We start from the raw sequence: 23,306 nt of genomic DNA on the forward strand, positions 1-23,306 counted from the left end.
TATGTTCGAATACATTGAACTTTTTTATAATCGTAAAAGGATCCATGGTTCTTTGGGTTACCTTTCACCCGTTCGATTCGAAGAAAACTACTATAAAAGTGTTGGTTAATTCTCTTAGCAGGTGTCTACTTTCTTGACAGAGGTCCATTTTTCCATTTAATTTCCATTCGCAGGGTGAGCTAGTCCCTCAGCGCGAAAAGTTGATCCCAAGCACAAATATCTATAGATATTTCATTATTTATGTGGAAAAATCCACTAGAAATGACCCAATGAATTTATAGTTTCTTCTATAATTTTTTAAGGGTTTTTCCTATGAAAACTTATATGATAAGTTTATAAGATTGATGTAAAGGAGTGAAGCAAACATGAATGGGAATATTATTAAAACTCCTAAAATCCAGATGACACAAAGTGAATTAGATGCCTTGCGACTAAAACGCCGAAGAAGGCTGAAGCAGAATATTCCTTTGTTTATCATGCTGGTCCCTGTAATTGCTTACTATATTTTATTCAAATATTGGCCAATGGGCGGACTTGTTATCGCTTTCAAAAACTACAACTTCGCTGACGGAATTTTAAACAGCCCTTGGGTGGGATTGAAGAATTTCCACATTCTCTTCTCTAGCTCAAATACGCTCCAAATTATGTGGAATACGTTTTGGTTGAGTTTTCTGAGTTTGGTGTTCGGGTTCCCAATGCCGATATTCCTTGCTATTTTGCTGAATGAGGTAAGAAAATCTTGGTTCAAACGATGGGTACAAACGATTGTCTATCTACCGCATTTCTTCTCATGGGTTATTGTTTCCGGCATCGTGTTGTCTCTATTCGCAACAGATTATGGTTCGATTAATAAGGTGCTTGCCTTGTTCGGTATGGAACCGATTAACTTCCTCTATGAATCCAATTCATGGTTAGCCATTTTTGTGGGATCAGGCATTTGGAAAGAAATGGGCTTCAGTACCATCATCTACTTAGCTGCACTAACGACGATTGATCCTTCACTTTATGAATCAGCTGCAATGGATGGGGCTGCGAAGTGGCGGCAAATGTGGCACGTCACAATTCCAGGCATTCGTCACACGATTATCTTATTGCTCATCTTAGCGATGGGGAAGATTATGGAAGTAGGTTTTGACCAAGTATATAACCTACAGAACGCTGGGGTAGCGGATGTATCGGAAGTCATAAGTACGTATATTTATAAAATTGGCTTGGGCAATGCACAGTTTAGTTTAACAACAGCAATGGGATTCTTTGAATCCATTATTAGTTGCAGTCTCGTGTTAATAGCTAATCGGATCGCGAAGAAATTCGATCAGGCACTCTTCTAGAATCATGTAGGTATCAAGTTTAACATCCGTGGAAGGAGGATTTATATGAAAGCGACAAACGGAGAAAAAATATTTTATGCAATCAATTATTTCGTACTCGGATTAATCGCCTTAACGTGCATTCTGCCATTTATTCATATTATAGCCMTATCGCTAAGCGAACGGTCAGCTGTTGAATCAGGTCATGTCTTCTTCTGGCCAGTGGGCTTAGAGTTAACAGCCTATAAAATATTCTTCATCGCCAGCCCTGCTTGGAGTGCTTTTAAAAATAGTATCATCATCACGGTGATTGGTGTGGTATTGAGTTTGTTGGGTACGATTTTAGCAGCCTATCCGTTGTCTAGATCATATTTAATGGGTCGACGCTATCTGGTTCTGGGTATGGTGTTCACTATGCTGTTCTCGGGGGGGTTGATTCCCACCTATCTGGTGATTAAGAACATGCACCTTATTGACTCCTATTGGGCTTTATGGCTCTCCGGATTCATCAGTACCTACAACATGCTTCTTATGAAAAGTTATTTCGAGAATATTCCATATGAAGTGCAGGAAGCTGCACGAATTGATGGGTGTAACGATACTTCCTTACTTATTCGGATCATCTTGCCGCTCTCTCTTMCTATGCTGGCTACGCTTGCGTTGTTCTATGGAATTGGGTTCTGGAATTCATTTATGAATGTGCTCATGTACATCAATCAAAGTGAGATGATGAACTTAACCGTAGTTGTCCAAGGGATGTTGCAGAAGAATGATTTGTTGAACTCTCCTTCGCTTAATTTAGAGGAACAAGCAACCGTTGCAACGGAGATGGTGAAAGCAGTCGGTGTTGTTGTCATGGTTGTACCAATGCTGGTCGTATATCCTTTCTTGCAAAAGTATTTTGTCAAGGGAGTTATGCTAGGATCTGTTAAAGGTTAAAAACAGGTGTTCCMGTTTTTTTAAGCGTTAATATAAAACATTCTAGGGGGAAAATGCACATGGAAAACAAGAAACTATGGCTTGGAATGTCAGTAGGGGTAGTCGCATTAGGGGCAACATTAGTTGGTTGCAGCAGCGACAAAAAAGAAGAAGCATCAACTGCGCCAAACACTTCAAGTAAGCCAGCCGCAGCAACACCAGCTAAGCGCGGAGATGTTTCGGTCACCATTTATGATCGGGGAGGTGTCCCAGCATCGGAGGGCACCTATGAAGAGAATCGCTGGACCAAGTTCATTAACCAAAATGGACCTGCCAATGTAAAGCAAGTCCCAATCCTACGTAGTGATTCTACGAAAAAATTGAATGTTCTGTTTGCTTCCGGTTCTGCTCCGGATATCATCAACGAGTATAATACACCATTCAGAGGCAGTTTGTATGACCAAAAACAACTAATGCCTATCGACAATATCTTGCAATACATGCCCGAATACCAGAAATTACTTACCCAATATCCACAGTTGAAAAAAGCAGGGACTAAGCCAGATGGCAAGCTTTACGAGATTGGTAAGGTAAAAGAAGCGGTAGCTGCGCATGTACTTTACATTCGTACAGACTGGTTGAAAAAGCTGAATCTAAGTATGCCGACAACAACGGAAGAATTATATACGGTGGCGAAGGCGTTTGTTGAGCAAGATCCAGATGGCAATGGCAAGAAAGATACGTACGGCATGAACATGAGCACGTATTCCGAGCAGGCCATCAATGAGATATTCGGCGAGAGTTCTTCAGCAACATTGCTTGCTTGGGATATTAAGGATGGTAAAGTTGTCCGTGCATGGGACAAAGAACAGGCTTCCCTTACTTTTAAGAAGAGTCTCTATGATGCTGGCATTGTAGACAAAGATTATATTAATGATAAAGACGGTAATAAGGCCAAGCAGGACTTCCTGAATGGAAAAATGGGGATCTTCGTCAAGTTTTCCCAGGATCTTGACTTAGCTACTTTCAAAAAGAACAACCCTACTGGGGAAGTGGCGCCATTAGGCTATCCGAAATCCCCAATGGGAACATTCACGGGTGCCTTCGATAATCCAGTTCAAATGACAACAGTTGTGAATGCGAAGGCGAAGGACCCAGAAGCGGTAGGACGCTATCTTGACTTCATGATGAAGCCGGAAAATGCTCGTAAAATGATCTTCGGCGACGAAGGAACTCACTGGAAAAAAGCAGCAAACGGCTGTCCGCAAGTTATAGATCCAGATAAGTCGAAAAATGAGGTTGCTTATGCTTTAGATTACGCCATGTTCTTCTCATCTGGTGTGGATAAATGTAATTATGTCTTGAGCGGTCTATCTAATCCTGATTTGTTGCCTGAACAAAAAGCCTACTTGCAATTGTTTCAAGCTGCTCAGAAGATCTACTTCGATCCAGCAAGAGAGTATCCAGGGATTACACTAGGGGATCATATGCCTGTGTTTCCTGCCGATCTTAATGTTATTAATACAACCATTCTTAAAGAGAAAAACGATTTCTTCGTTAAGGCTATTCTTAGCGGTGCTAAATACTCACCAGAACAAGCGATTAACGATTCAAAAGCAGCTTGGGATAAAGCAGGCGGCAAACAGCTTGAGGATTTCATGAACAAATGGTATTCAGAGAACAAAGATACAGCTTTCCTTGCTAAAGATGCGAAGGAAATTGTAAAACAACAAATGGAGTTTGTGAAGTAATCGTACCTTAGAGAAGCTGGATATCGATTAGGACTGCCTGCATGTCAGGCAGCTTCTCGATGTCCAGCATCTTCTTTAATAGGGAGATATCAGCAATACATCATGGGAGGAACTAACAGTGAACAAAGTGAAAGTAGCCATCATCGGTTGTGGCGGCATTGCAACGGGGAAACATTTACCCAGCTTAAGCAAAATTGAGCAAGTCGAAATTATCGGTTTTTTTGATATTTTTCCGGCAAGTGCACATAAGGCAGCTGAGAAATTTGGCGCACCTGGAGCCAGAGTCTATGATGATTACCGCGAATTACTCGCAGACCCAACGATTGATGTGGTTCACATCTGTACACCGAATGATACACATGCCGAAATCTCAATTGCGGCATTGGAAGCAGGCAAGCATGTGATGTGTGAGAAACCGATGGCCAAAACAGCCGCAGATGGTCGCCGCATGGTGGAAGCTGCGAAACGTACGGGTAAAAAATTAACAATTGGGTATAACAATCGGTTCCGTGCAGACAGTCAACATTTGAAACGAGTTATTGAAGATGGCGATTTAGGTGACATTTATTTTGCAAAAGCACATGCTGTTCGCAGACGTGGTGTTCCCACTTGGGGGGTATTCTTGGATGAAGAGAAACAAGGCGGCGGGCCGCTGATTGATATTGGAACGCATGCGCTCGATTTAACGCTTTGGTTAATGAATAACTATGAACCTAAGGTGGTGCTTGGCACCGCTTATCATAAACTTTCGCGTAAGGAAAATGCGGCAAATTCTTGGGGTCCCTGGGATCCAGAGAAGTTCAAAGTTGAGGATTCAGCTTTTGCTATGATCGTGATGAAAAATGGTGCGACCATTATGGTGGAAGCAAGCTGGGCGCTCAATACACTCGATACGAAGGAAGCGAAATGTACGCTTTGCGGTACCGAAGGCGGTGCCGATATGCAGGATGGCTTACGTATTAATGGCGAAAAGCATAGCCGCCTCTATGTGAACCACATGCAATTCGAAGCGAAAGGCGCAGATTTCTATGAAGGTAAGAAAGAAACGATGCAGGATAAAGAAATCCGTTTATGGATTAATGCCATCATCAATGATACAGAGCCGGTCGTGACACCAGAACAATCCTGTGTCGTTTCTGAGATTCTTGAAGCGATCTATGAATCGAATCGCACGGGTAAAGCTGTCTATTTTGACTAAAACATTAGAAAAGAGGCGCAGTCGAACTATGATGAAAGTAGCGATGTTGAGCTTCTGGCACGTCCATGCCAAAGATTATGCACGTCTAGCTGCCGAACATGCGGATACCGAAATTGTTGCTGTTTGGGATGAAATTGGGGAGCGAGGTCGAGTGAAGGCCGAGGAACTCGGTGTTCCCTTTTACAGAAACTTGGATGAGCTGTTGAGAAATCCTGAGATCGATGCTGTTATTGTGGGTACGCCAACGAATCGACATCATGAGGTCATTATCGCAGCTGCCAGAGCAGGTAAGCACATATTCACGGAAAAAGTGGTAGCTACAACCACCAAAGAATGCAAAGAAATACTTGCCGTAGTAGAGGAAACCGGGGTCAAGCTATCCGTGTCCTTACCGCGTCTTTACATGGGATTCGTACAAGCGGCGTTAACGTGTATCCGTGAAGGTCTCCTAGGCACGATTACCACTGTACGGATTCGACTTGCACATAATGGTGCGCTGCGAACAGACAAACATCCAAACGGAGCACTTCCATCTCATTTCTTCAACTTGGAGCAATGCGGTGGGGGAGCGCTGATGGACCTGGGGTGTCATCCGATGTACTTAGCTCGTTTGTTTCTAGGATTACCAGAAAGCGTTAGTGCAAGCTTCGGCTACATCACCGATCGCGAAGTTGAAGATAGTGCGGTAGTCACATTACGTTATCCAAGCGGTGCACTGGGCATTGTGGAAGCTGGATTTGTTAACAGCTATTCGCAATTTGATATGGAGATTCAAGGAACAGAAGGTAACCTTATGTATGCCCGAACGGACGATAAATTACGCATCCGCAGCTCCAAAATGTCAGGTGAAGCAGCTGCAGGGTGGCAAGAGGTGACCGATTTACCAAAGCTGCCTTCTGCCTTCGAACAATGGGTATCCCATATACAGCAAGGAACGATGGCGACAGAGAATATTGAACTTGCTTTTGATTTGACCCGTTTAATGGAAGCATCGACTTTATCCGCACGTTATGGTGCTGTGATGAAGTTGAGTGACCTTTCAGAATAAAACCGTATCCCAAGGAAAGGCCAGAGCATCCCCTTCAGAGCAGTAAGGGAATTCTGACCTTTCTTTCAATATAGAAAAATTTTTAGGAGGAAGAGACATGATCGATAAAGGGGAATATTCCTTTTCAACCTGTTGGAACATCAAGAAGCACACGGTAGGACGTGGCATGATTGAGGAAATTAAAGAACTGGGCTTTCGCAATGTTGAGCTTAACTATAACGTTACGGAAGAAATGATGACAACGATTGAGCCGATGATTGAGAAGGGTGAGATTGGTGTATCCAGTGTGCACAACGTTTTCCCATTCATCAATGATAAGGATTATGATACAGATTCCGTCATGCTGGGGTTCGATGATGAAGCGAAGCGTAAGCGTTCCGTGGAGTTACTAATCCGTTCTATGGAATATGCCAACCGATATGGGGCCAAAGCTGTGGTCGTGCACCCAGGTGAAGTACCTTTTGACTATAACATTGATGTGGATTTGAAAAGGCTTTATCGAGATCACGGCAAGGATTCACCGGAGTACCAGAAACTGTGGAGCGTCATGATCGAAAGACGAGATCGTTTGAGTCCATTGTATACGCAAAGAATTCAAGAAAGTTTGGAGATTGTAAGCGAGCATGCGGCTCGAAAAGGCTGGAATGTCGCAATCGGCATTGAAACTCGCTCTAGATCGTATCAGATGCCTTCTTTGATGGAAGCGAAGACGATCTGCGAAAACTTGGCAGGCAGTCCTGTATATTTATGGTACGATATCGGCCATGCGATGATGATGGACCGAATGGGCTTATACGATAATCTCAAAGAACTGCAAGAAGTGAAGAAATATATTTATGGTGTACACATCCATGAAACGCTGGAACTTGCCGATCATTGGTGTCCTTATGTTCAYAGCAAGGACCTACACTATTTCGACCATTTCCTAGAAGCCATCGATTATGCCAAAGTGAAAGTATATGAATTAAAAGCGCTATGCGAGCCGAATGAAATTCATGAGAGTCACAACCTCATCACAAGTAAAATCGCAGCTAGGAAAGGGTAAGGTGACCTACGTGGATCCTATTTATAATCGCTTAGTTAGCTTGAATGATGAATTAACGGAAGCTACGCTTCTGGGGCAGATTCTTGATCCGCAATCCAAATATTACGGTGGTATTATGGATGAAACGGGCATTGCCCGGGCGAATCACATGAGTACACCGCGAATGATAGCTGGCTGGGCGTCTGCTTTGGTGAACCCGGATTCTCGCTATTATCAGGATAGCTTGCTATTGAACGCATTGGATAAAGCGGTGGCGTTCATGCTGAACAGACAACATGCGGATGGTACGGTTTCACTGGGTTCTACGAATTATAATTCTCCCCCCGATACCGCGTTCGTAGTCGGTGGTGTGACACAAATGTACCAACTGCTTAACAAACACGACTGGGCTGAACTTGAGCCAGTGACAGTTAAGCTGAAGCTCTTCTTAGAGCGCACGATACCAGCCATGCTGACTGGTGGTTGTCACACGCCGAATCATCGATGGGTGCTTACCGCTGCACTATGTCTATTATTTGAAATTTTCCCACAGCACGAGTTGATCGCACGAGCGGAAGACTGGTTAGCTGAAGGATTAGATATTACCGAAGATGGGGAATGGACAGAGCGCAGCAACGGGATCTATAACGCAGTTAGCAATATTGCCCTTTATCATACGGGTCGTTTGATGAACCGTCCTGAACTGATCGCATGTGTGCGAAGTAATCTTCGTATGATGATGTACTTAATTCACCCGTCTGGTGAAGTGGTAACGGACTACTCAGGACGTCAGGATTTCGGTCAGACTGCTACGATGGCGAACTACTTTCCGATTTATCGCTTAATGGCGGCGCATGATCAGGATCCCATCTTTGCGGCCATGGCCGATTATGCGGGATCCTACATCACAGGCTTCTACGAAGGCGTGAACAACCATCCGCTGATGAGTATTCTCGTTTATCCCGAAGCGGATATATCTCACATTGAACGAGCACCGCTGCTTGATCGATATGTGAAAATGATAAATGCCGAGCATCCTATGAAGGAACATTTGCAGCAAATCGATGCGGTTGGCCATCATATGCACATCCAGCATAGCAGCATGCATCTCACTTTCGGAGCTCCGTTGGTTCGGATTCGTGAACTGGATCAAAGTGTAACGATCATGTCGCAGACGCCATCCTTCTTCTCGTTGCGCCATGGGAAAGCAAGGTTACTCGGTGTCAAATTGTCTACTTCGTTCTCACCAGGCATTGTGAAGTTCACGAATCTGACAGCGAGCGAAGGTGGATATAAGCTGGATACGGTGTTGGAAAAAGGCTATAACGGTCCGATTCCGCGTCATTTGCTGCCTGCAGGGACGGAGGGTTCAACCATCAGTCCGTGGTATTTGCTACCGCATCAGCATCGGCCGATGACTCATTTGCAGAAGCTTGAACTGCAAGCGGAAATAGTGAACACAGGAGACTCCGAATGGACGATCCACGTATCGTCTGATGAGCGGGAGGACGTTTTCGCGCAAGTGACCTTCATTTTCGGAAATGAAGGTGCGGTGAGTGGCGATGATTTGCTGGCAGGGGAAGAAGGCAAGTACTTCCCGCGAAGCGGTTCGATGACGTACGAAGCAGAGGGAGATGTTATTGAAATTTCTTCAGGTGCCTATGAACATATCCTGCCTATCGTTCGTGAAGATCAACATCCACCAGGATGCCAATATGTCCATATCAACTTGGTTACACCTTATGATCGGACGTTCAAGATCCGTCTACTGTAGAAAGGGAGTTCGTTATGACGACCTATTTCAATGAACAAGAGAGTATACAAACCCGTTTAGGGAATGACAATAAACAAACATTGAAAGTGCTTGCAGATCGCTACATTGGTGCGAATCCACCTGTCCCCTTCGCATTTCGAGCATTCAGCCGAGGGGGCGTTTTGCAAAATGAAAAAGGGATGTTTGATCTCGATTTGGGCCGCAGATTTCCTGAAGCAAAGCCCGGTCAATTCTCTTATGCCTATGCCTTAGTTTGGAGTGATGGTGAACGTAATCTGGATGTTTTATTGGGCTGTTTGGGGCCGATCCAGTTTTACTTCAATGATGAGCTGACGTATCGCTCAACGGTCATTGACGAGATTAAGCCGGATGCGACTGTGAAGTTAAATCTGGACTTCGTCAAAGGTTGGAATCGTCTCTTTATCAAAGCGAAGCATACGGCTGCTGGTTTCGGCTGTTTATTCGGTTCTGATGAGGCGAAGGTACGCATTCTGAACGTGCTAGCTCCGTTCGCAGAACGTAAAGGGCAAGCGGGATGGGTATTTTCCTCGCCCATTGACAACGATATTTTCGAGGGGCGTTCCTTGCCAGATGCGATGTCCTCAGAGAAGAATAATGGCCTACGTTGGCTGCCTAATCGTGAATGGGATGAGAATGAGCTCTTACTGCCTGTCTGCGAGCGATTGTTTGGGAGACAGCCTGGTAAACAGGCTTTTGCTTGGACGAAGCTGAACAATGTCAGACCGGGCAGAGAAACCTGCGTAATCGAGGGCAGTGCAACTGGAGAGCTAACGGTTTGGCTGGAAGGCAAACTAGTGCTGGAGCTTACGGAGCCAGGCAACTTTCATGTCGAGGTGCCGCTTTCTTATGGTCAACATCATCTACTCATTCGGAGTGATTGTGGTAATCACGCTTGGGGCTTCACGATGGAGACTTCTATCGGTGAAGAGATTGTCCCGCTCAGTTTACCGAAGCAAGTTCATGGCGCTGCAGACCCTTGGTTGTACCTAGGCCCTCTGTCTGCGAACGTTTCCTTATCATACGAGGATTTGGTACAGACAGATCGCGTGTATACAATCGACGTGAATTCCGAAGAGAAAACCTATTGGCGCTTGGATCGTCCTGACACATGGATTCGCCCTTACTATGAGAATGCCATGCTGAGCAATAAATGGACAGTTGGCAATGTGACGAATTATGCACGTTGGGATTATCCGCTTGGTGTTACGATTTATGGGCTGTTGCAAACAGGCCGCTTATTAGAGCGCTCAGATATTACACAGTACGCACTGGACCATGTTCAAAGTTGTACAGACATGTTCGCGTATTCTCTATGGGATCGTGAGCAGTATGGGTTCCCCGCGATTAATCAACAATTGGTTATGATGAAAATGCTCGACAACTGCGGTTCCTTTGGCTCCGCGATGTTGGAGGCGTATCAGGAATGGGAGGATCAGAACTTCATGGCTATTGCGAATCGTATCGCAAATTTCATCTTCCACGGGTTGGAACGCAAGGAAGACGGCGCCTTTTATCGGATCTGTCAGGACGAATACTCGGAAAATACGATGTGGGCAGATGATCTCTACATGAGCACACCGTTTCTGTGCCGTTATGCTCGGATTACTAGCGTATCGGAAGCGCTTGATGAAGCTGCGAAGCAATTCTTGCTGTTCCGCAAGTACTTATACATGCCGGAAGAACGCATAATGTCGCACGTCTTTGATTTTAAATATGGTATGGCGACTGGGATCCCATGGGGACGTGGCAATGGATGGACACTTTTTTCGCTAACAGAGGTGTTGGAAGCATTGCCAGATTCACATGAAGCACGACCAGCGCTTGTGGATTTCTTCAATGAGCTGTGTGGTGGATATGCGGATCTTCAAGCGGAAAGCGGTCTATGGCATCAGGTTTTAAATGATACAGATGCTTATGAGGAAGCTTCTTGTACAGCAATGTTCGCTTATTCATTTGCTCGTGGTGTTCGCTTTGGTTGGCTCCAAGAGCCGCAGCGGTTCATTGTAGCGGCATTGAAGGCGTGGGATGGTCTTACTCGCATTGCGATTGATTCGCAAGGGAATGTGCACGGTGTATGCAGCGGATCGAGATATGCGTTTACGGCTGACTATTATAAGAAGGATTTGCTCACCGTCAAAAATGACAATCATGGCGTTGGCATTATGATGCTTGCTGGCTCGGAAGTTGTGAAGTTGAACCAATGGTTGGCAGAGCCGCTTGAGGTTGCGCAATGATAACTGCCGCCAATAATGTGTGGCAAATTAGTCATTTAGACTTAATTATTCGCATGGTGTTAGCAGTCATTCTAGGCGGCTTAATTGGTCTTGAAAGGGAATGGAACAATCATGCGGCAGGCTTTTGAACGCATATTCTAGTTTGCTTGGGCTCGGCGACCATCAAGGATTAACGAGCATCCTGGTTTCCTCAGCTCATTAACCGCTCGTTTCGGGGAACAGGGCATACAGGTGATTCATCTCAAAATGATGCCAGAGAGTTCTATTTCTCCGTTAGTCGAGAAAAGAAATGGTGGGGAAATCCCGGTCATGCATTTGGTTTTTAGCTTGCGATGTCCAAAGCATGAGAAGCTGATTTCGGCCTATGAGCAAATATGTGCACTGGATATCGTTGAAAGCATGGAAGCCTCTAACTTCGTCTTTCATAAACAAGTGGCTTAGGGAAGAAGAGATGTTATGTAAATAAGGAGTATGAGTCTACGTGTACGTATTCAGTTATTTTACGGAAAAAGAAGAAAAGCTGTTTCTGGCTGCGAGTGAAGATGGTTACCAGTGGCGCGAAATGAACGGCGGAGGTCGTATCTGGGAGTCGCCGATCGGCACAGGGCAGCTGCGTGATCCGTTCCTTATCGAAGATGATGAAGGTAAGTTTCATCTTCTCTGGACAGACGGCTGGCAGAGCAATAGCTTAGGTTGCGCTTGGTCACACGATCTTATGCAATGGCACGATGCTAAGTTGATTCCTGTGATGGAGCACCTGCCTGAGACGCAAAATGCTTGGGCACCGGAAGCTTTCTACGATACTGTCAAGAAGGCGTACCGGATCGTATGGTCCTCAACGGTGGGAACAGGACCGCGAAATCATCGCATCTGGTCGGTGACAACGACGGATTTCCAGGATTTCTCGGAAGCACAGCTGTTCTTCGATCCAGGCTATAACGTCATCGACGCGACAGTTATGGATCTTGTTGATCGTTATGTCATGCTGTTCAAAGACGAGCGCGGGCAGAATGAGCAAGGAACTGCGAACAAAGCCATCCGTTCCTGTATAGTAGCTAAGGAGTTGAGTGATACTCCGACAATTACTGGTATATCCGAGTTGATCACACCAGCGCTTACCGAAGGACCGACGCTTTACTCTGTGGATCGTGATGAAAGCAAAGAATGGATTCTACTTGTAGATGGATTCCAGGAGCATTATTACGGTGCCTTCCGCTCGAAGGATCTGAACTCGTGGGATGATGTTACGGAACAAGTGAATGTGCCCAAGGGGGCCAGGCATGGTTCTGTGCTGAGGGTGAAAAGTAGTGGGATTCAATTTGGGTGGTATGTGAGTAGAATGTAGTGAAGAGAGGATATAGTAGAATGTAGTGAAGAGAGAATATACTAGATTCTAGTGAGTGAGTTGAGTACTAGCGTGGCAGGTAAGAGGTAAAAGGTGCTGGCAGGCAGGTAATCAGATTGTTGACAAGTACAGGAGAAGCCAAGAGATGGATGTCCATCTCTTGGCTATTTATGCTTTCGCAGGGCATTAGTCCGATATTTCCGAACTAAATTGGTGACTACGAGTAAGAAAATGCCATTAGTCCGATTCTAGCAAACTAATAAGCTACTTTCCCCACGTCAGGGTTGTTTGAGGCAATTTAGTTGGGCTTTTTCGGACCAATTAAGGTTCTGTAACGCGGAATGTGTGATTAGTTCGATAAAATCGGACTACTGGGTGTAGCGCGAGCTCGAAAGCGCCGCCCGTAGGCTGTAAGTCGAAAAAATCGACTTACGCGAGCCCATCTAGCGCTATCCCTTACAAAAACTTAAAATCACATTGAGTTAAACTAAGTGAATMTATCGGATTATAGGAATTAATTCCGCATTGAAACCGCCGGTCAATTTCAAAAATCTCCATCCGAACAAATTGTTTATTCCATTTTGGAGTTAAGTGGAGTATAATTGAGTTACCATACAAATGGGCTAGAGGGGGAATCCATATGCAGAAACAACAATTACACCTTTGTTTGGATATATTCTGGACATTTCTTAAGATCGGACCTTCCACGTTTGGCGGGGGATATGCCATGATTCCCGTCATTGAGCGGGAAGTGGTTGATAAAAAGGCTTGGATCGCGGAAGACGAGATATCCAATATCATAGCGGTTGCAGGCTCAGCGCCTGGCGGGATTGGCGTAAATGCATCGGCATTTATTGGCTACCGCTTGGCGCGAATTCCAGGTGCTGTAGCAGCCGTCATCGGCATTGCTTTGCCAACCTTTTTAATCGCATTAGTACTTAGCTTTTTCTTACTATTCATGCAGGCAGATCCGAAAGTCGTGGCCGCGTTCAAAGGCATTCATGGAGCAATCATTGGACTCATCGTGTTGGCGGCTTACAATATGGCACGTTCGGCTATTTTTGATAAAACTACGTTAATTACGGCAATTAGCACGGTAGCGATTCTGTTGCTGCTTCCCATCAATCCGCTCTTCATGATTCTCATTGGTTTGTTTATTGGATTTATTTTCGTCAAAGTGAAAGAAACGTTTGGCTTCAAAGTTAGTTTGGAAAAAGGCAAAGAACCTGTACACACTTCCTACAATGGCTACACCTACTACGATTATTATATCGCGGATGGGATATAAGAAAGGTGGCGATGTAGATGGTGTTATGGGAGCTGTTTATTACCTTTTTGAAAATAGGATTCATGTCATTCGGCGGCGGCTATGCGATGATTCCGATCATTCAACATGAGGTCGAGCAGCATGAATGGATGACTACAGAGCATTTTGCTCAGAGTGTGGCTACTGCAGGGATGGCGCCTGGGCCGATTGCAACGAACACAGCCACAATAATTGGCTATCAAGCAGATGGCATTCTTGGTGCTATGATTTCTACGATTGGCATCGTATTGCCGTCGTTGGTTATTGTCCTCATCATTTCTTCTTTCTTTTATAAAATAGTTCAAAGTAAAGCGGTGCACACTACTTTTTATGGGTTAAGACCGATTGTTACAGGATTAATCGTCTATGCGGCGATTCACTTTGGCTTCTCAGATCGTACGCAACAACTATTTTCGTGGCAGGTATTATTCACTCTTTTAATCGCGGCGGGTGTGTTTATCGTTGTATATAAATACAAATGGCATCCACTCGCAACCATTGTATTGTCGGCACTCGTCGGAATTGCTATATTTAGTTAATAGCATGCAACTGATAGAACGAAATTGAGAGGACGACCGTTATGGAAACGAATAAACCAACTTGCTGTTCAGCCAGCCGTGCGTCATCGGATCAACCATCGGCACATCCGGAAGCTTTAATTTCTGTTGAGATACCAGAGGCAGCTGGTCCAATTGGTAAAGAAGGTATGGTACTCATTCCAAGTGGAAAATTTTTAATGGGTACGGACGACCGTGAAGGTTTCCCAGCGGATGGCGAAGGACCCGTACGTGAGATTAACGTTAAGTCCTTCTACATAGACACTTGTGCGGTAACGAATGCTGATTTCAAGCAATTTGTTGATGCTACGAATTACAAAACAGAGGCCGAGTCCTTTGGCTGGTCATTTGTTTTTCATTTATTTGTGTCCGAAGCGACGGCAGCACGCGTGCAGAATAAAGTGCAACAAACCCCATGGTGGTGGGTGGTTGAGGGAGCAGATTGGTTGCATCCCGAGGGACCCGACTCCCATGTTGAAGATCGCTGGGATCACCCGGTTATCCATGTTTCATGGAGCGACGCGATGGCCTATTGCAAATGGGCAGGCAAACGTCTACCAACAGAAGCTGAATGGGAATATGCCGCTCGCGGCGGACTAGCCCAGAAGCGATATCCGTGGGGTGACGAGCTTAAGCCAGGCGGAAAGCATATGTGTAACATTTGGCAAGGGAAGTTTCCTGACAAAAACAATCAAAGTGACGGCTACGCAGGCACTGCGCCTGTCAAAGCGTTCGAGCCGAATGCCTACGGTTTGTATAACGTGGCAGGCAATGTGTGGGAGTGGTGCTCCGATTGGTTCAGCCCGAACTATCATGTGAAGGGCAAACGGGACAACCCTGTCGGTCCTCCATCCGGAGACACGCGAGTACTTCGAGGCGGCTCGTACTTGTGTCAACGTTCCTACTGCAATCGCTATCGTGTGGCTGCACGAAGCAAAAATACGCCAGACAGCTCAACCGGCAACATTGGGTTTCGATGTGCCGCGGATGTCAATTAACTGAAAAGAAAAGCCACCTTTTCCATTGGGGAATAGGTGGCTTTTTGCCATGTGTGAGGTTACGATAGATTATGTAGGTCTTGGGCTTATGATAGGAGGAGACATCGACCTGTAGGATCAGGTTTATTTTGAAACATAAGGGGGACATGACATGGCTAAGAAACTAGGCATCACCTTGTTAATACTATCGACAATCGCTTTTATAAGTGCTTTTACCATTCCATTTTTCGTACATACCGGAGGCGGTATGGCCAAGTGGATTGCGGGGCTGCTTATTTTCAGCGAGGTTACCTTCTGGACAGGCGGCATTTTATTAGGTAAAGAGGTTGCCAAGAAATATAGAAGCTACCTCAATCCGAAAAACTGGAAACGGAAGAACGTTCAAAACAATCCAGATCAGGTATCCATCAAACAAGACGACGTATAAAAAAGCAGTATTCCTAACTCAGGAATACTGCTTTTTTATGTAGATCCTCAAGAGGCCGACGATACCGCGCTTTTCAGCTCCTTACGGAAAATCTCGACGAGGCTCTCGGTCGCTAAGCTGAAGGTGCTGGCATTCATTTTGCGCAGCAGGCCTGTGACTAAACCGGAATCTAGATCATCAATGGCTTTAAGAACAGTGCCTTGCGGGCAAGGCGTTGCCGAAATGACAGGAACAACCGCGATGCCGAAATCCGCTTGAACATAGTATTTGAGCGCAGCCATATTGCCGATCTCCATGCCGGAGTAGGGACTGCCGCCATTTTCGAGCAAGGCATTCTCTAGCTTTTGACGATAAGGGCATTGCGAGTTTGTGATAAGTAAATGCTCATTCTGCAAATCCCGTAAACGAATAGACGGTTTCGAGGCTAATGCATGGGTTTCTGGGACGAGCAGTGCGAGTCTTTCCATGAAAAAAGGCTCGAAGGAATGGTCCAATCCCGTATTGGGCGTCGAGCAAATAGCCATATCAATGCTCCCCTCATGGAGCATCTGGCCAAGCACTGTCGTGTTGCCAATGTGAATGCTGATCTTCACTTTGGGATGCTGACGCAGGAAAGGGCCAAGCAGCTGTGGCAGTCGATAGCTGGCTGTGGGTTCCATGACGCCGAGACGAATGATCCCCGCATCCCCTTTGACGAGTTCATCCATAGAAGCTTGCAGAAAATCATAATCCTTCAGCAACAGATCAGCATTCTGATGAAACAGTCTGCCAGCCTCCGTTAGCGTAAGCTTTTTCCCGCGTTCTAAAAGTTTAACCCCCAGATCACTTTCGAGCTTCTGTATATGCATCGTTACGGTCGATTGGCCGTATTGCAGTTCTTCAGCTGCACGCTGAAAGCTGCCGAGCCTGATAATGGTTTGAAAGGTTTTGATATTACGAATATCCATAGGAACCCCGTCCTCTCCTAAGTTTTGGTTCATGATTTGTGAAGTATACGATCGGAATTTCCAATTTTACAAACTCTTACAACTATCATAACATGAATTCTTATTAATCCAAGTGTTTTACTTGTATATTCATAAAATATGAATCAAGCGTTCAGCTTTTTGAATTGTACAAGAGAAAGATCCTGTTTTATGATAAATACCATTAAGTGCATCGGAATAATCAAATATAAACAAACGGAGGCTGATTCGAATGGCGAAGGGTAAGCAAATTAAACTAGGTGCAATGATTCATGGTGTAGGCGGAGGTTGGGAAGATTGGAAGCATCCTGAAGCGATCACGGATGCGAGCACGAATTTTAAATTTTATAAACATCAAGCACAAACAGCGGAAGCTGGGAAATTTGATTTTGCGTTCATTGCAGATAGTGTTCATATCACAGAAAAATCAAGCCCTCATTACTTGAATCGCTTCGAGCCGCTGACGATTTTATCAGCACTTGCAGCCGTTACGAAACGAATCGGCCTTGTTGCGACAGTGACCGTTAGTTATAGCGAGCCTTTCACAGTGGCTAGGCAATTCGCTTCACTGGATTTGATCAGCAAAGGGCGCGCTGGCTGGAACGTAGTCACTTCGTGGCTATCGGGCAGCGCGAACAATTACAGTAAGGATGAGCATCCTCCGCATGAGAAGCGTTACCGCATTGCGCAAGAGCATGTGGATGTGGTGAAAGGCTTGTGGGATTCCTGGGAGGATGATGCGTTCACGCGGAATAAAGAGACAGGTCAGTTTTTTGACCCGGCGAAGCTGCATACCTTGAATCACAAAGGTGAGTTCTTCTCCGTACAGGGTCCACTGAACATTGCCCGTTCGAAGCAAGGGCAGCCAGTCATTTTCCAAGCAGGTACCTCAGAGGATGGTCGCAACTTTGCTTCCAAGAATGCAGATGCCATCTTCGTTGGACACGAGAATATCGAGGAAGCCAAAGTGTATTATGCGGATATTAAACGCAGAGCGGTTTCCTTCGGTCGTAGCGCCGACGATGTCTCGATCCTCCCCGGTATTCGACCCATCATTGGTCGTACAGAAGAAGAAGCGGAGCGGAAGTACCTAGAAACGGTCAACCTCGTCTCGATCGACAAAGCGATTATCGCGTTAGGTCGGCCATTCAATGATTTTGATTTTAGCGTATATCCGTTGGATGAACCTTTCCCGGACCTTGGAGACCTGGGCGCTAACAGCCAGCAAGGCGGTTCAGAGAAGATCAAGCGATTGGCGAAAGAACACAATCTAACACTTCGCCAAGTTGCACTACGTTTTGCAACACCGAAAGGGAATTTCGTGGGCACACCGGAGAAGATCGCGGATACGATTCAGCAATKGGTTGAAGAAGGAGCGTCTGACGGGTTCATTATTGGTGTGGGGATACCGGGAGCGCTGCAGGATTTCGTGGAGTTGGTCGTTCCGATTTTACAAGAGCGTGGCTTATATCGAACGGAATATGAACATGACACACTGCGTGGTCATCTCGGTCTGGAAGTACCGGTTAATCGCAATAGCAAAGCCAAAGTGCTAAACGCATAAGGGGGAGAAACACATGTCCAATCAAAGAAAACTTAAACTCGGTGCCACCATTACAGGTGTAGGTACTTCCAAATATACATGGCGAAATCCAGAAATACCGGGGGATGCCAGTGTTGATTTTGATTATTATGCCGGGCAGGCATTGCAAGCAGAGGAAGGCAAATTTGATTTTGTTTTTATCGTCGATAGCACGTATATTACGGAAAAATCTGCGCCGCATTATTTAAACAGGCTGGAGCCGCTAACGGTTTTATCGGCACTCGGTGCCGTCACTTCGAAGATTGGTCTGGTAGGGACGCTAACCGCGTCTTTCACACAACCGTTCACTGTGGCGAGGCAGTTTGCTTCGCTAGACCATATTAGTAGTGGGCGTGCAGGATGGAACGTTGTGACGACGGGGCTTGAAGGCGCTGCTCGCAATTACAGCAGGGATGAGCACTATGCTCATGATGAGCGCTATCGGATCGCAGAAGAGCATTTGGAGGTTGTACGCGGTCTCTGGGACTCTTGGGAAGATGACGCATTCACGCGAGATAAATCAACGGGTCAGTTCTTCGATCCGAGCAAGCTGCATGCGTTGAATCATAAAGGTAAGCATTTTTCCGTGCAAGGGCCTTTGAACATATCTCGATCGCAGCAAGGTCAGCCTGTGATTTTCCAAGCAGGAGGGTCAGAAGATGGTCGCAATTTAGCGGCGAAAAGTGCGAATGCGATATTTACAGGACACGAATCGATCAAGGAAGCGAAAGCTTTTTATCAAGATATTAAAGCACGTGCAGCTGCTTATGGCAGGGCGAGCGAAGAAATTCTCGTGTTCCCAGGCATTAGTCCAATCATTGGACGGACGGTGGAAGAAGCAGAGAGCAAATATCAGGCAATTGCTGGGTTAGTGACGTTGGAGGATGCGCTTGATCAGCTGGGTCGTCCATTTACCTACCACGATTTCAAACAGTATCCGTTAGATGAGCCTTTCCCGGATCTCGGCGATCTCGGCAGCAATAGCTACCGCAGCTCAACAGATCGAATTAAGCGGATTGCCAAGGAAGAGAATTTGACGCTGCGTCAAACGGCACTACGATTTGCAACGCCAAGAAGCTCCTTCGTCGGTACACCTGAGCAGATCGCAGATACGGTACAACAATGGTTTGAAGAAGGCGCAGCCGACGGTTTTATTATTCACACGGGTATACCTAGTGTGCTTAAGGATTTCGTGGAACTCGTTGTTCCCATCCTGCAGGAGCTCGGTATTTATCGGGAAGAGTATGAAAGTGATACGTTACGAGGAAATTTAGGGCTTGAAATCCCAGTAAACCGCTATACAAAAGAGAGAATAGCTCAAGCTTAAGCTTAGAGGGAGAGAAAGATATGAAAAAGAGAATTGGATTTATCGTCAGCGGTTTATTCATTACGGCTTTCATCGTAACAGGCTGTGGGGAAGCCTCGAAAGCCGGCAAGGAAAGTGCATCGCCAGAAACAGGTACGGTGACGCCAGGCGGTGAGCTTGTGTGGGCGCTTGCAGGTACGGTGACATCGGACAGCTTGGACGCGCACAAAGCGGGCTTCGCCCCAACGACTAGAGTCATGCGCTCTATTTATGACAGCTTAGTTGTGGAGCTTCCTGATCACACTATTAAGCCGTGGTTAGCGACAGATTGGGAGCTTTCCTCCGATAAAAAGAGTTATACGTTCCATCTGCGCAAGGATGTGAAATTCCATGATGGCACGCCGTTTAATGCAGAAGCTGTGAAATTTAATTGGGATCGGATTATCGATCCAGCGACCAAAGCGTCCATTGCATTGAACGAGCTTGGCTCGTATCAATCAACGGAAGTCATCGATGAATTTACCGTGAAGGTAAATTTTAAAACGACCTTCGCGCCGTTCCTGAGCAATGCTGCCAAGGTCGATTTAGGCTTCGTTTCTCCAACAGCTGTGAAAAAGTATGGCGATGCTTTCCCGCAAAACCCAGTGGGAACGGGACCTTTTAAACTGAAGAAAATCACACCTAGCTCACAAGTTGAACTTGAGAAAAATCAGGACTACAACTGGGGCCCCTCCAATGCGAAGCATCAAGGTCCTGCGTACTTAGATAAATTAACGGTGAAATACGTGGAAGAAGAAGCAACGCGCGTAAGCGTTCTGCAAAGCAAACAAGTCCAAGTGGCGGACATTATTCCTCCGCAGAATCTCGTGGCTTTGAAGGCGGATCGTAATTTTAACGTGCAAGAAACAGAGCTTTTGCAGGCCAACTTTACACTTTATTTAAATATTCAGAAGGCACCTTGGAATGATCTGAAAATACGACAAGCATTCCGCTCGGCCTTGGATATCGACTCGGCTGTGAAGACGATTTACTTAGGCACCTCGAAGCAAGGCTGGTCGCCGCTATCTCCTCAGCAGTTTGGATACTCATCGACTAGGGAGAATGCCTACAAGGTAGATGCAGCCAAGTCGAATCAAACGCTGGAAGAAGCGGGTTGGATTAAGGGTACGGATGGCTACCGTTCCAAGGACGGTAAACGACTCACGGTCGAAGTCATTGATACACAAGGAAACCGCGAGAAGCGACTTGATTTGATCGCGATATTCACCCAGCAGCTGAAACAAGTAGGGATCGAGTTGAAAGTGATTTCCTTGCCTACGGGGACATACACAGATCGTCGCAATAAAGGGGATTATGACCTGATCGCGGGCAGCCAATTCTCAGGTGATCCAGATGTACTCAGACAACTTTACTCGACCAAAGGTCCTTCTAAGGCAAATAATATTGCCAAAACGAATGATCCTAAATTAGATGAATTTTTGGAGCAGGGCTACTTGGAAACGGATCCTGCGAAACGGAAAACGATTTATCAAAACGCACAAGAGTACATTATTGATAACGTCTATGGGATTCCAACTTATGTGTTTAACTATTCCGTTGCTTCCACGAAAGAAGTGAAGGGGATTACGTTCGATTCGCCGGCATGGCCAGTGTTCTACGATGCATGGATTCAAAAATAAGATCACGAGGGGGAGTCACGGATGGTGAAGTATATCTTGAACAGGCTCATCGTCTCCATTCCAGTCATTCTAGGTTCGTTGACGCTTGTTTTCTTAATCATTCACTGGCTTCCCGGTGATCCGGCCCAGATGATTGCAGGTGAGGACGCCTCACCTGAGCGCATCGCCTATTTAAGAACGCAATTTGGCTTAGATCAGCCGCTTTGGCAGCAATATGCCGTGTATTTGTGGAAAAGTATTCGGGGAGATTTCGGGCATTCCTTCGCTAACAGCCAGCCGGTTATAGATCGACTGCTGGCTCAGCTGCCCGCAACGCTTTCTCTGGCTTTGTTGAGCACTATTTTTGCCATTATCGTTGGATTCATTCTTGGTGTGTTATCAGCCGTGTATCAAAATCGTGTATTGGACTATGTCGTGCGCGTCATTAGCTTGTTAGGCGTCTCCATGCCCAAGTTTTGGCTCGGTATCCTGCTTATCCTCGTCTTTTCGGTGCATTTACAGCTCTTGCCCGCGATAGGGAATGGCAGCTTCAAACAGCTGATTCTGCCGTCGTTCGCTTTAGGGGTGACAGGTGCTGGGATGTTAACTCGTATGGTGAGAAACAGCGTACTGGAGGTCATTCATGAACCTTTTGTCTTGACACTGCGGGCGAAAGGGCTATCCGAAAAAATCGTGCTCTATAAGCACGTGTTACGGAATGCTTTGCTGCCTGCGGTTACGATTCTTGGTTTGTTAGTTGGGGAGATGCTCTCGGGAGCTGTTGTGACGGAGACTGTCTTTTCCAGGCAAGGCTTAGGGAAATTAGTGGTAGACGCGATCAATCAGAAAGATATTCCGGTGATTCAGGCGGCAATTCTGATTACAGGACTTTTTAATATTGGGGTCAACTTGATGGTGGATGTGTCCTATTCCTTTGTGGATCCGCGTGTCCGTAAGTCAGGATAATGATGAAAGGAGTTGGCGCTTATGCTGTTCAACACGGTAACAACAGAAAGGCTGCTAAGGAAAAGGCAGGAGCTTCTAAGCTTCCGATTTCGGCTGAAAAAGCTTAACTTATCCAAGGCATTGCTAAGCCTGTCGCTATTTATTTTGGCATTTCTGATCTTGTGTGCCATCGTTCCCTCCTGGATTGCTCCTTACTCGCCAACGGAAATGCTGACGGATCAACTCTTGAAATCGCCTAGCTTTTCACATCCGCTTGGTACCGATCAATTCGGTCGTGATGTGTGGACACTCGTCATCTATGGCAGCAGGCAGTCGCTTGTTATGGGGGTCGTTTCCGTCGTGATTGGCGGCTGTATTGGGACATTATTCGGACTTATTGCGGGGTATTGGGGCGGAACTGTCGATTCCTTGTTCATGCGTTTCAATGATATTTTGATGACGATTCCGGGGATTCTGTTGGCGATAGCAATCTCGGTTGCCCTCGGACCTAGTTTTTTTAACGTGATATTGGCTATTAGTGTGGCTACGATACCTGGAAAAGCAAGGGTCGTTCGCAGCCAAGTGATCTCGATTCGCAATCGGCCTTTCATTGATGCTGCGCGCGCTGTGGGGACCTCACATCTTGAAATCATGCTGCGTCATATTTTGCCGAATTGCTTCTCTCCGTTGCTTGTCATGATGACGATCGGTGTAGGGAGCTCCATTCTAGTAGGTACAGGTCTAAGCTTCCTTGGACTTGGCGTGGTGAAGGAAATCCCAGATTGGGGCTATATGCTGTCCCAAGGACGCAGCTATATGACGGTAGCATGGTGGGTGGCTACGTTCCCGGGGCTGGCTATCACCTTGCTGGTGATTGTGGTTAATCTCATTGGAGACGAAATTCGTGATCGCATGGATCCAAAGAAATCGAGGGCATAG

Annotated in this window: 21 protein-coding genes and 1 pseudogene; 21 read left to right on the plus strand and 1 reads right to left on the minus strand. The window is 46.0% G+C overall.

The features are described 5' to 3' along the window. The 16 genes and pseudogenes from AB4114_RS16770 to AB4114_RS16845 form a co-directional block, all read left to right on the plus strand. Positions 1-109: IS3 family transposase (locus AB4114_RS16770; protein WP_441989620.1), on the plus strand; the 109-nt coding region annotated here is incomplete at its 5' end. Between the two features lie 256 nt (positions 110-365). Further along, positions 366-1,331, plus strand: a complete 966-nt coding sequence (locus tag AB4114_RS16775; protein ID WP_441989481.1) for an ABC transporter permease — start codon at positions 366-368, stop codon at positions 1,329-1,331. A 45-nt stretch (positions 1,332-1,376) separates the two neighbouring features. Next, positions 1,377-2,249, plus strand: a complete 873-nt coding sequence (locus tag AB4114_RS16780; RefSeq protein WP_441989482.1) for a carbohydrate ABC transporter permease — start codon at positions 1,377-1,379, stop codon at positions 2,247-2,249. Positions 2,250-2,308: 59 nt separating this feature from the next. Next, entirely contained in the window at positions 2,309-3,979 is a 1,671-nt protein-coding gene (locus AB4114_RS16785) for an extracellular solute-binding protein (RefSeq protein WP_441989483.1), read from the plus strand. 118 nt (positions 3,980-4,097) lie between these two features. Then, a complete protein-coding gene (locus AB4114_RS16790; RefSeq protein WP_441989484.1) occupies positions 4,098-5,177 on the plus strand; it encodes a Gfo/Idh/MocA family protein in 1,080 nt (359 codons plus the stop codon). Positions 5,178-5,205: 28 nt separating this feature from the next. After that, entirely contained in the window at positions 5,206-6,225 is a 1,020-nt protein-coding gene (locus tag AB4114_RS16795) for a Gfo/Idh/MocA family protein (RefSeq protein ID WP_441989485.1), read from the plus strand. Positions 6,226-6,322: 97 nt separating this feature from the next. Continuing rightward, positions 6,323-7,270 (plus strand): sugar phosphate isomerase/epimerase family protein, encoded by a 948-nt coding sequence (locus tag AB4114_RS16800; RefSeq protein ID WP_441989486.1) that lies wholly within the window; start codon positions 6,323-6,325, stop codon positions 7,268-7,270. Position 7,271: 1 nt separating this feature from the next. After that, a complete protein-coding gene (locus tag AB4114_RS16805; protein WP_441989487.1) occupies positions 7,272-9,023 on the plus strand; it encodes a hypothetical protein in 1,752 nt (583 codons plus the stop codon). Between the two features lie 14 nt (positions 9,024-9,037). Then, a complete protein-coding gene (locus AB4114_RS16810; protein WP_441989488.1) occupies positions 9,038-11,278 on the plus strand; it encodes a glycoside hydrolase family 88/105 protein in 2,241 nt (746 codons plus the stop codon). Next, positions 11,275-11,403, plus strand: a pseudogene (locus AB4114_RS16815) (MgtC/SapB family protein); the annotation flags it as partial. The gene AB4114_RS16810 and the pseudogene AB4114_RS16815, both read left to right, overlap by 4 nt. 121 nt (positions 11,404-11,524) lie before the next feature. Continuing rightward, a complete protein-coding gene (locus AB4114_RS16820) occupies positions 11,525-11,719 on the plus strand; it encodes a hypothetical protein (protein ID WP_441989489.1) in 195 nt (64 codons plus the stop codon). A gap of 40 nt (positions 11,720-11,759) precedes the next feature. Next, on the plus strand, positions 11,760-12,623 hold the full coding sequence (locus tag AB4114_RS16825) for a glycoside hydrolase family 43 protein (RefSeq protein WP_441989490.1): 864 nt from the start codon (positions 11,760-11,762) through the stop codon (positions 12,621-12,623). Positions 12,624-13,263: 640 nt separating this feature from the next. Beyond that, positions 13,264-13,911, plus strand: coding sequence for a chromate transporter (locus AB4114_RS16830; protein WP_441989491.1), 648 nt, complete (start codon positions 13,264-13,266; stop codon positions 13,909-13,911). 17 nt (positions 13,912-13,928) lie between these two features. Then, positions 13,929-14,468, plus strand: a complete 540-nt coding sequence (locus AB4114_RS16835; RefSeq protein WP_441989492.1) for a chromate transporter — start codon at positions 13,929-13,931, stop codon at positions 14,466-14,468. Positions 14,469-14,509: 41 nt separating this feature from the next. After that, the gene (locus tag AB4114_RS16840) at positions 14,510-15,484 is read left to right on the plus strand and encodes a formylglycine-generating enzyme family protein (RefSeq protein WP_441989493.1); all 975 of its coding nucleotides are present in this window, start codon (positions 14,510-14,512) and stop codon (positions 15,482-15,484) included. 151 nt (positions 15,485-15,635) lie between these two features. Continuing rightward, positions 15,636-15,911 (plus strand): transporter suffix domain-containing protein, encoded by a 276-nt coding sequence (locus AB4114_RS16845; protein WP_441989494.1) that lies wholly within the window; start codon positions 15,636-15,638, stop codon positions 15,909-15,911. Between the two features lie 47 nt (positions 15,912-15,958). Here AB4114_RS16845 and AB4114_RS16850 read toward each other — a convergent pair whose 3' ends face one another. Further along, a complete protein-coding gene (locus AB4114_RS16850) occupies positions 15,959-16,858 on the minus strand; it encodes a LysR family transcriptional regulator (RefSeq protein WP_441989495.1) in 900 nt (299 codons plus the stop codon). Between the two features lie 250 nt (positions 16,859-17,108). Here AB4114_RS16850 and AB4114_RS16855 point away from each other — a divergent pair, with 250 nt between their 5' ends. From AB4114_RS16855 to AB4114_RS16875, 5 genes are read left to right on the plus strand one after another with little or no spacing between them, the layout of a single operon-like run. Next, the gene (locus tag AB4114_RS16855; protein ID WP_441989496.1) at positions 17,109-18,440 is read left to right on the plus strand and encodes an LLM class flavin-dependent oxidoreductase; all 1,332 of its coding nucleotides are present in this window, start codon (positions 17,109-17,111) and stop codon (positions 18,438-18,440) included. A gap of 13 nt (positions 18,441-18,453) precedes the next feature. After that, a complete protein-coding gene (locus AB4114_RS16860) occupies positions 18,454-19,785 on the plus strand; it encodes an LLM class flavin-dependent oxidoreductase (RefSeq protein ID WP_441989497.1) in 1,332 nt (443 codons plus the stop codon). Between the two features lie 20 nt (positions 19,786-19,805). Beyond that, positions 19,806-21,443, plus strand: coding sequence for an ABC transporter substrate-binding protein (locus AB4114_RS16865; RefSeq protein WP_441989498.1), 1,638 nt, complete (start codon positions 19,806-19,808; stop codon positions 21,441-21,443). A gap of 21 nt (positions 21,444-21,464) precedes the next feature. Beyond that, positions 21,465-22,388: an ABC transporter permease gene (locus tag AB4114_RS16870; RefSeq protein WP_441989499.1), complete on the plus strand. Its 924-nt coding sequence runs from the start codon at positions 21,465-21,467 to the stop codon at positions 22,386-22,388. 21 nt (positions 22,389-22,409) lie between these two features. After that, a complete protein-coding gene (locus tag AB4114_RS16875) occupies positions 22,410-23,306 on the plus strand; it encodes an ABC transporter permease (RefSeq protein ID WP_056615993.1) in 897 nt (298 codons plus the stop codon).

The sequence above is a fragment of the Paenibacillus sp. 2RAB27 genome (assembly GCF_052115445.1).
Classification (GTDB): Bacteria; Bacillota; Bacilli; order Paenibacillales; family NBRC-103111; genus Paenibacillus_E.

What these genes read in the sequence shown, in the direction of transcription:
- AB4114_RS16835 (WP_441989492.1), top strand. Translation starts at nt 13,929, where the DNA reads ATGGTGTTATGGGAGCTGTTTATTACCTTTTTGAAAATAGGATTCATG.
- AB4114_RS16775 (WP_441989481.1), top strand. Translation starts at nt 366, where the DNA reads ATGAATGGGAATATTATTAAAACTCCTAAAATCCAGATGACACAAAGT.
- AB4114_RS16860 (WP_441989497.1), top strand. Translation starts at nt 18,454, where the DNA reads ATGTCCAATCAAAGAAAACTTAAACTCGGTGCCACCATTACAGGTGTA.
- AB4114_RS16840 (WP_441989493.1), top strand. Translation starts at nt 14,510, where the DNA reads ATGGAAACGAATAAACCAACTTGCTGTTCAGCCAGCCGTGCGTCATCG.
- AB4114_RS16785 (WP_441989483.1), top strand. Translation starts at nt 2,309, where the DNA reads ATGGAAAACAAGAAACTATGGCTTGGAATGTCAGTAGGGGTAGTCGCA.
- AB4114_RS16845 (WP_441989494.1), top strand. Translation starts at nt 15,636, where the DNA reads ATGGCTAAGAAACTAGGCATCACCTTGTTAATACTATCGACAATCGCT.
- AB4114_RS16850 (WP_441989495.1), bottom strand. Translation starts at nt 16,858, where the DNA reads ATGGATATTCGTAATATCAAAACCTTTCAAACCATTATCAGGCTCGGC.
- AB4114_RS16810 (WP_441989488.1), top strand. Translation starts at nt 9,038, where the DNA reads ATGACGACCTATTTCAATGAACAAGAGAGTATACAAACCCGTTTAGGG.
- AB4114_RS16830 (WP_441989491.1), top strand. Translation starts at nt 13,264, where the DNA reads ATGCAGAAACAACAATTACACCTTTGTTTGGATATATTCTGGACATTT.
- AB4114_RS16820 (WP_441989489.1), top strand. Translation starts at nt 11,525, where the DNA reads ATGATGCCAGAGAGTTCTATTTCTCCGTTAGTCGAGAAAAGAAATGGT.
- AB4114_RS16865 (WP_441989498.1), top strand. Translation starts at nt 19,806, where the DNA reads ATGAAAAAGAGAATTGGATTTATCGTCAGCGGTTTATTCATTACGGCT.
- AB4114_RS16795 (WP_441989485.1), top strand. Translation starts at nt 5,206, where the DNA reads ATGATGAAAGTAGCGATGTTGAGCTTCTGGCACGTCCATGCCAAAGAT.
- AB4114_RS16875 (WP_056615993.1), top strand. Translation starts at nt 22,410, where the DNA reads ATGCTGTTCAACACGGTAACAACAGAAAGGCTGCTAAGGAAAAGGCAG.
- AB4114_RS16870 (WP_441989499.1), top strand. Translation starts at nt 21,465, where the DNA reads ATGGTGAAGTATATCTTGAACAGGCTCATCGTCTCCATTCCAGTCATT.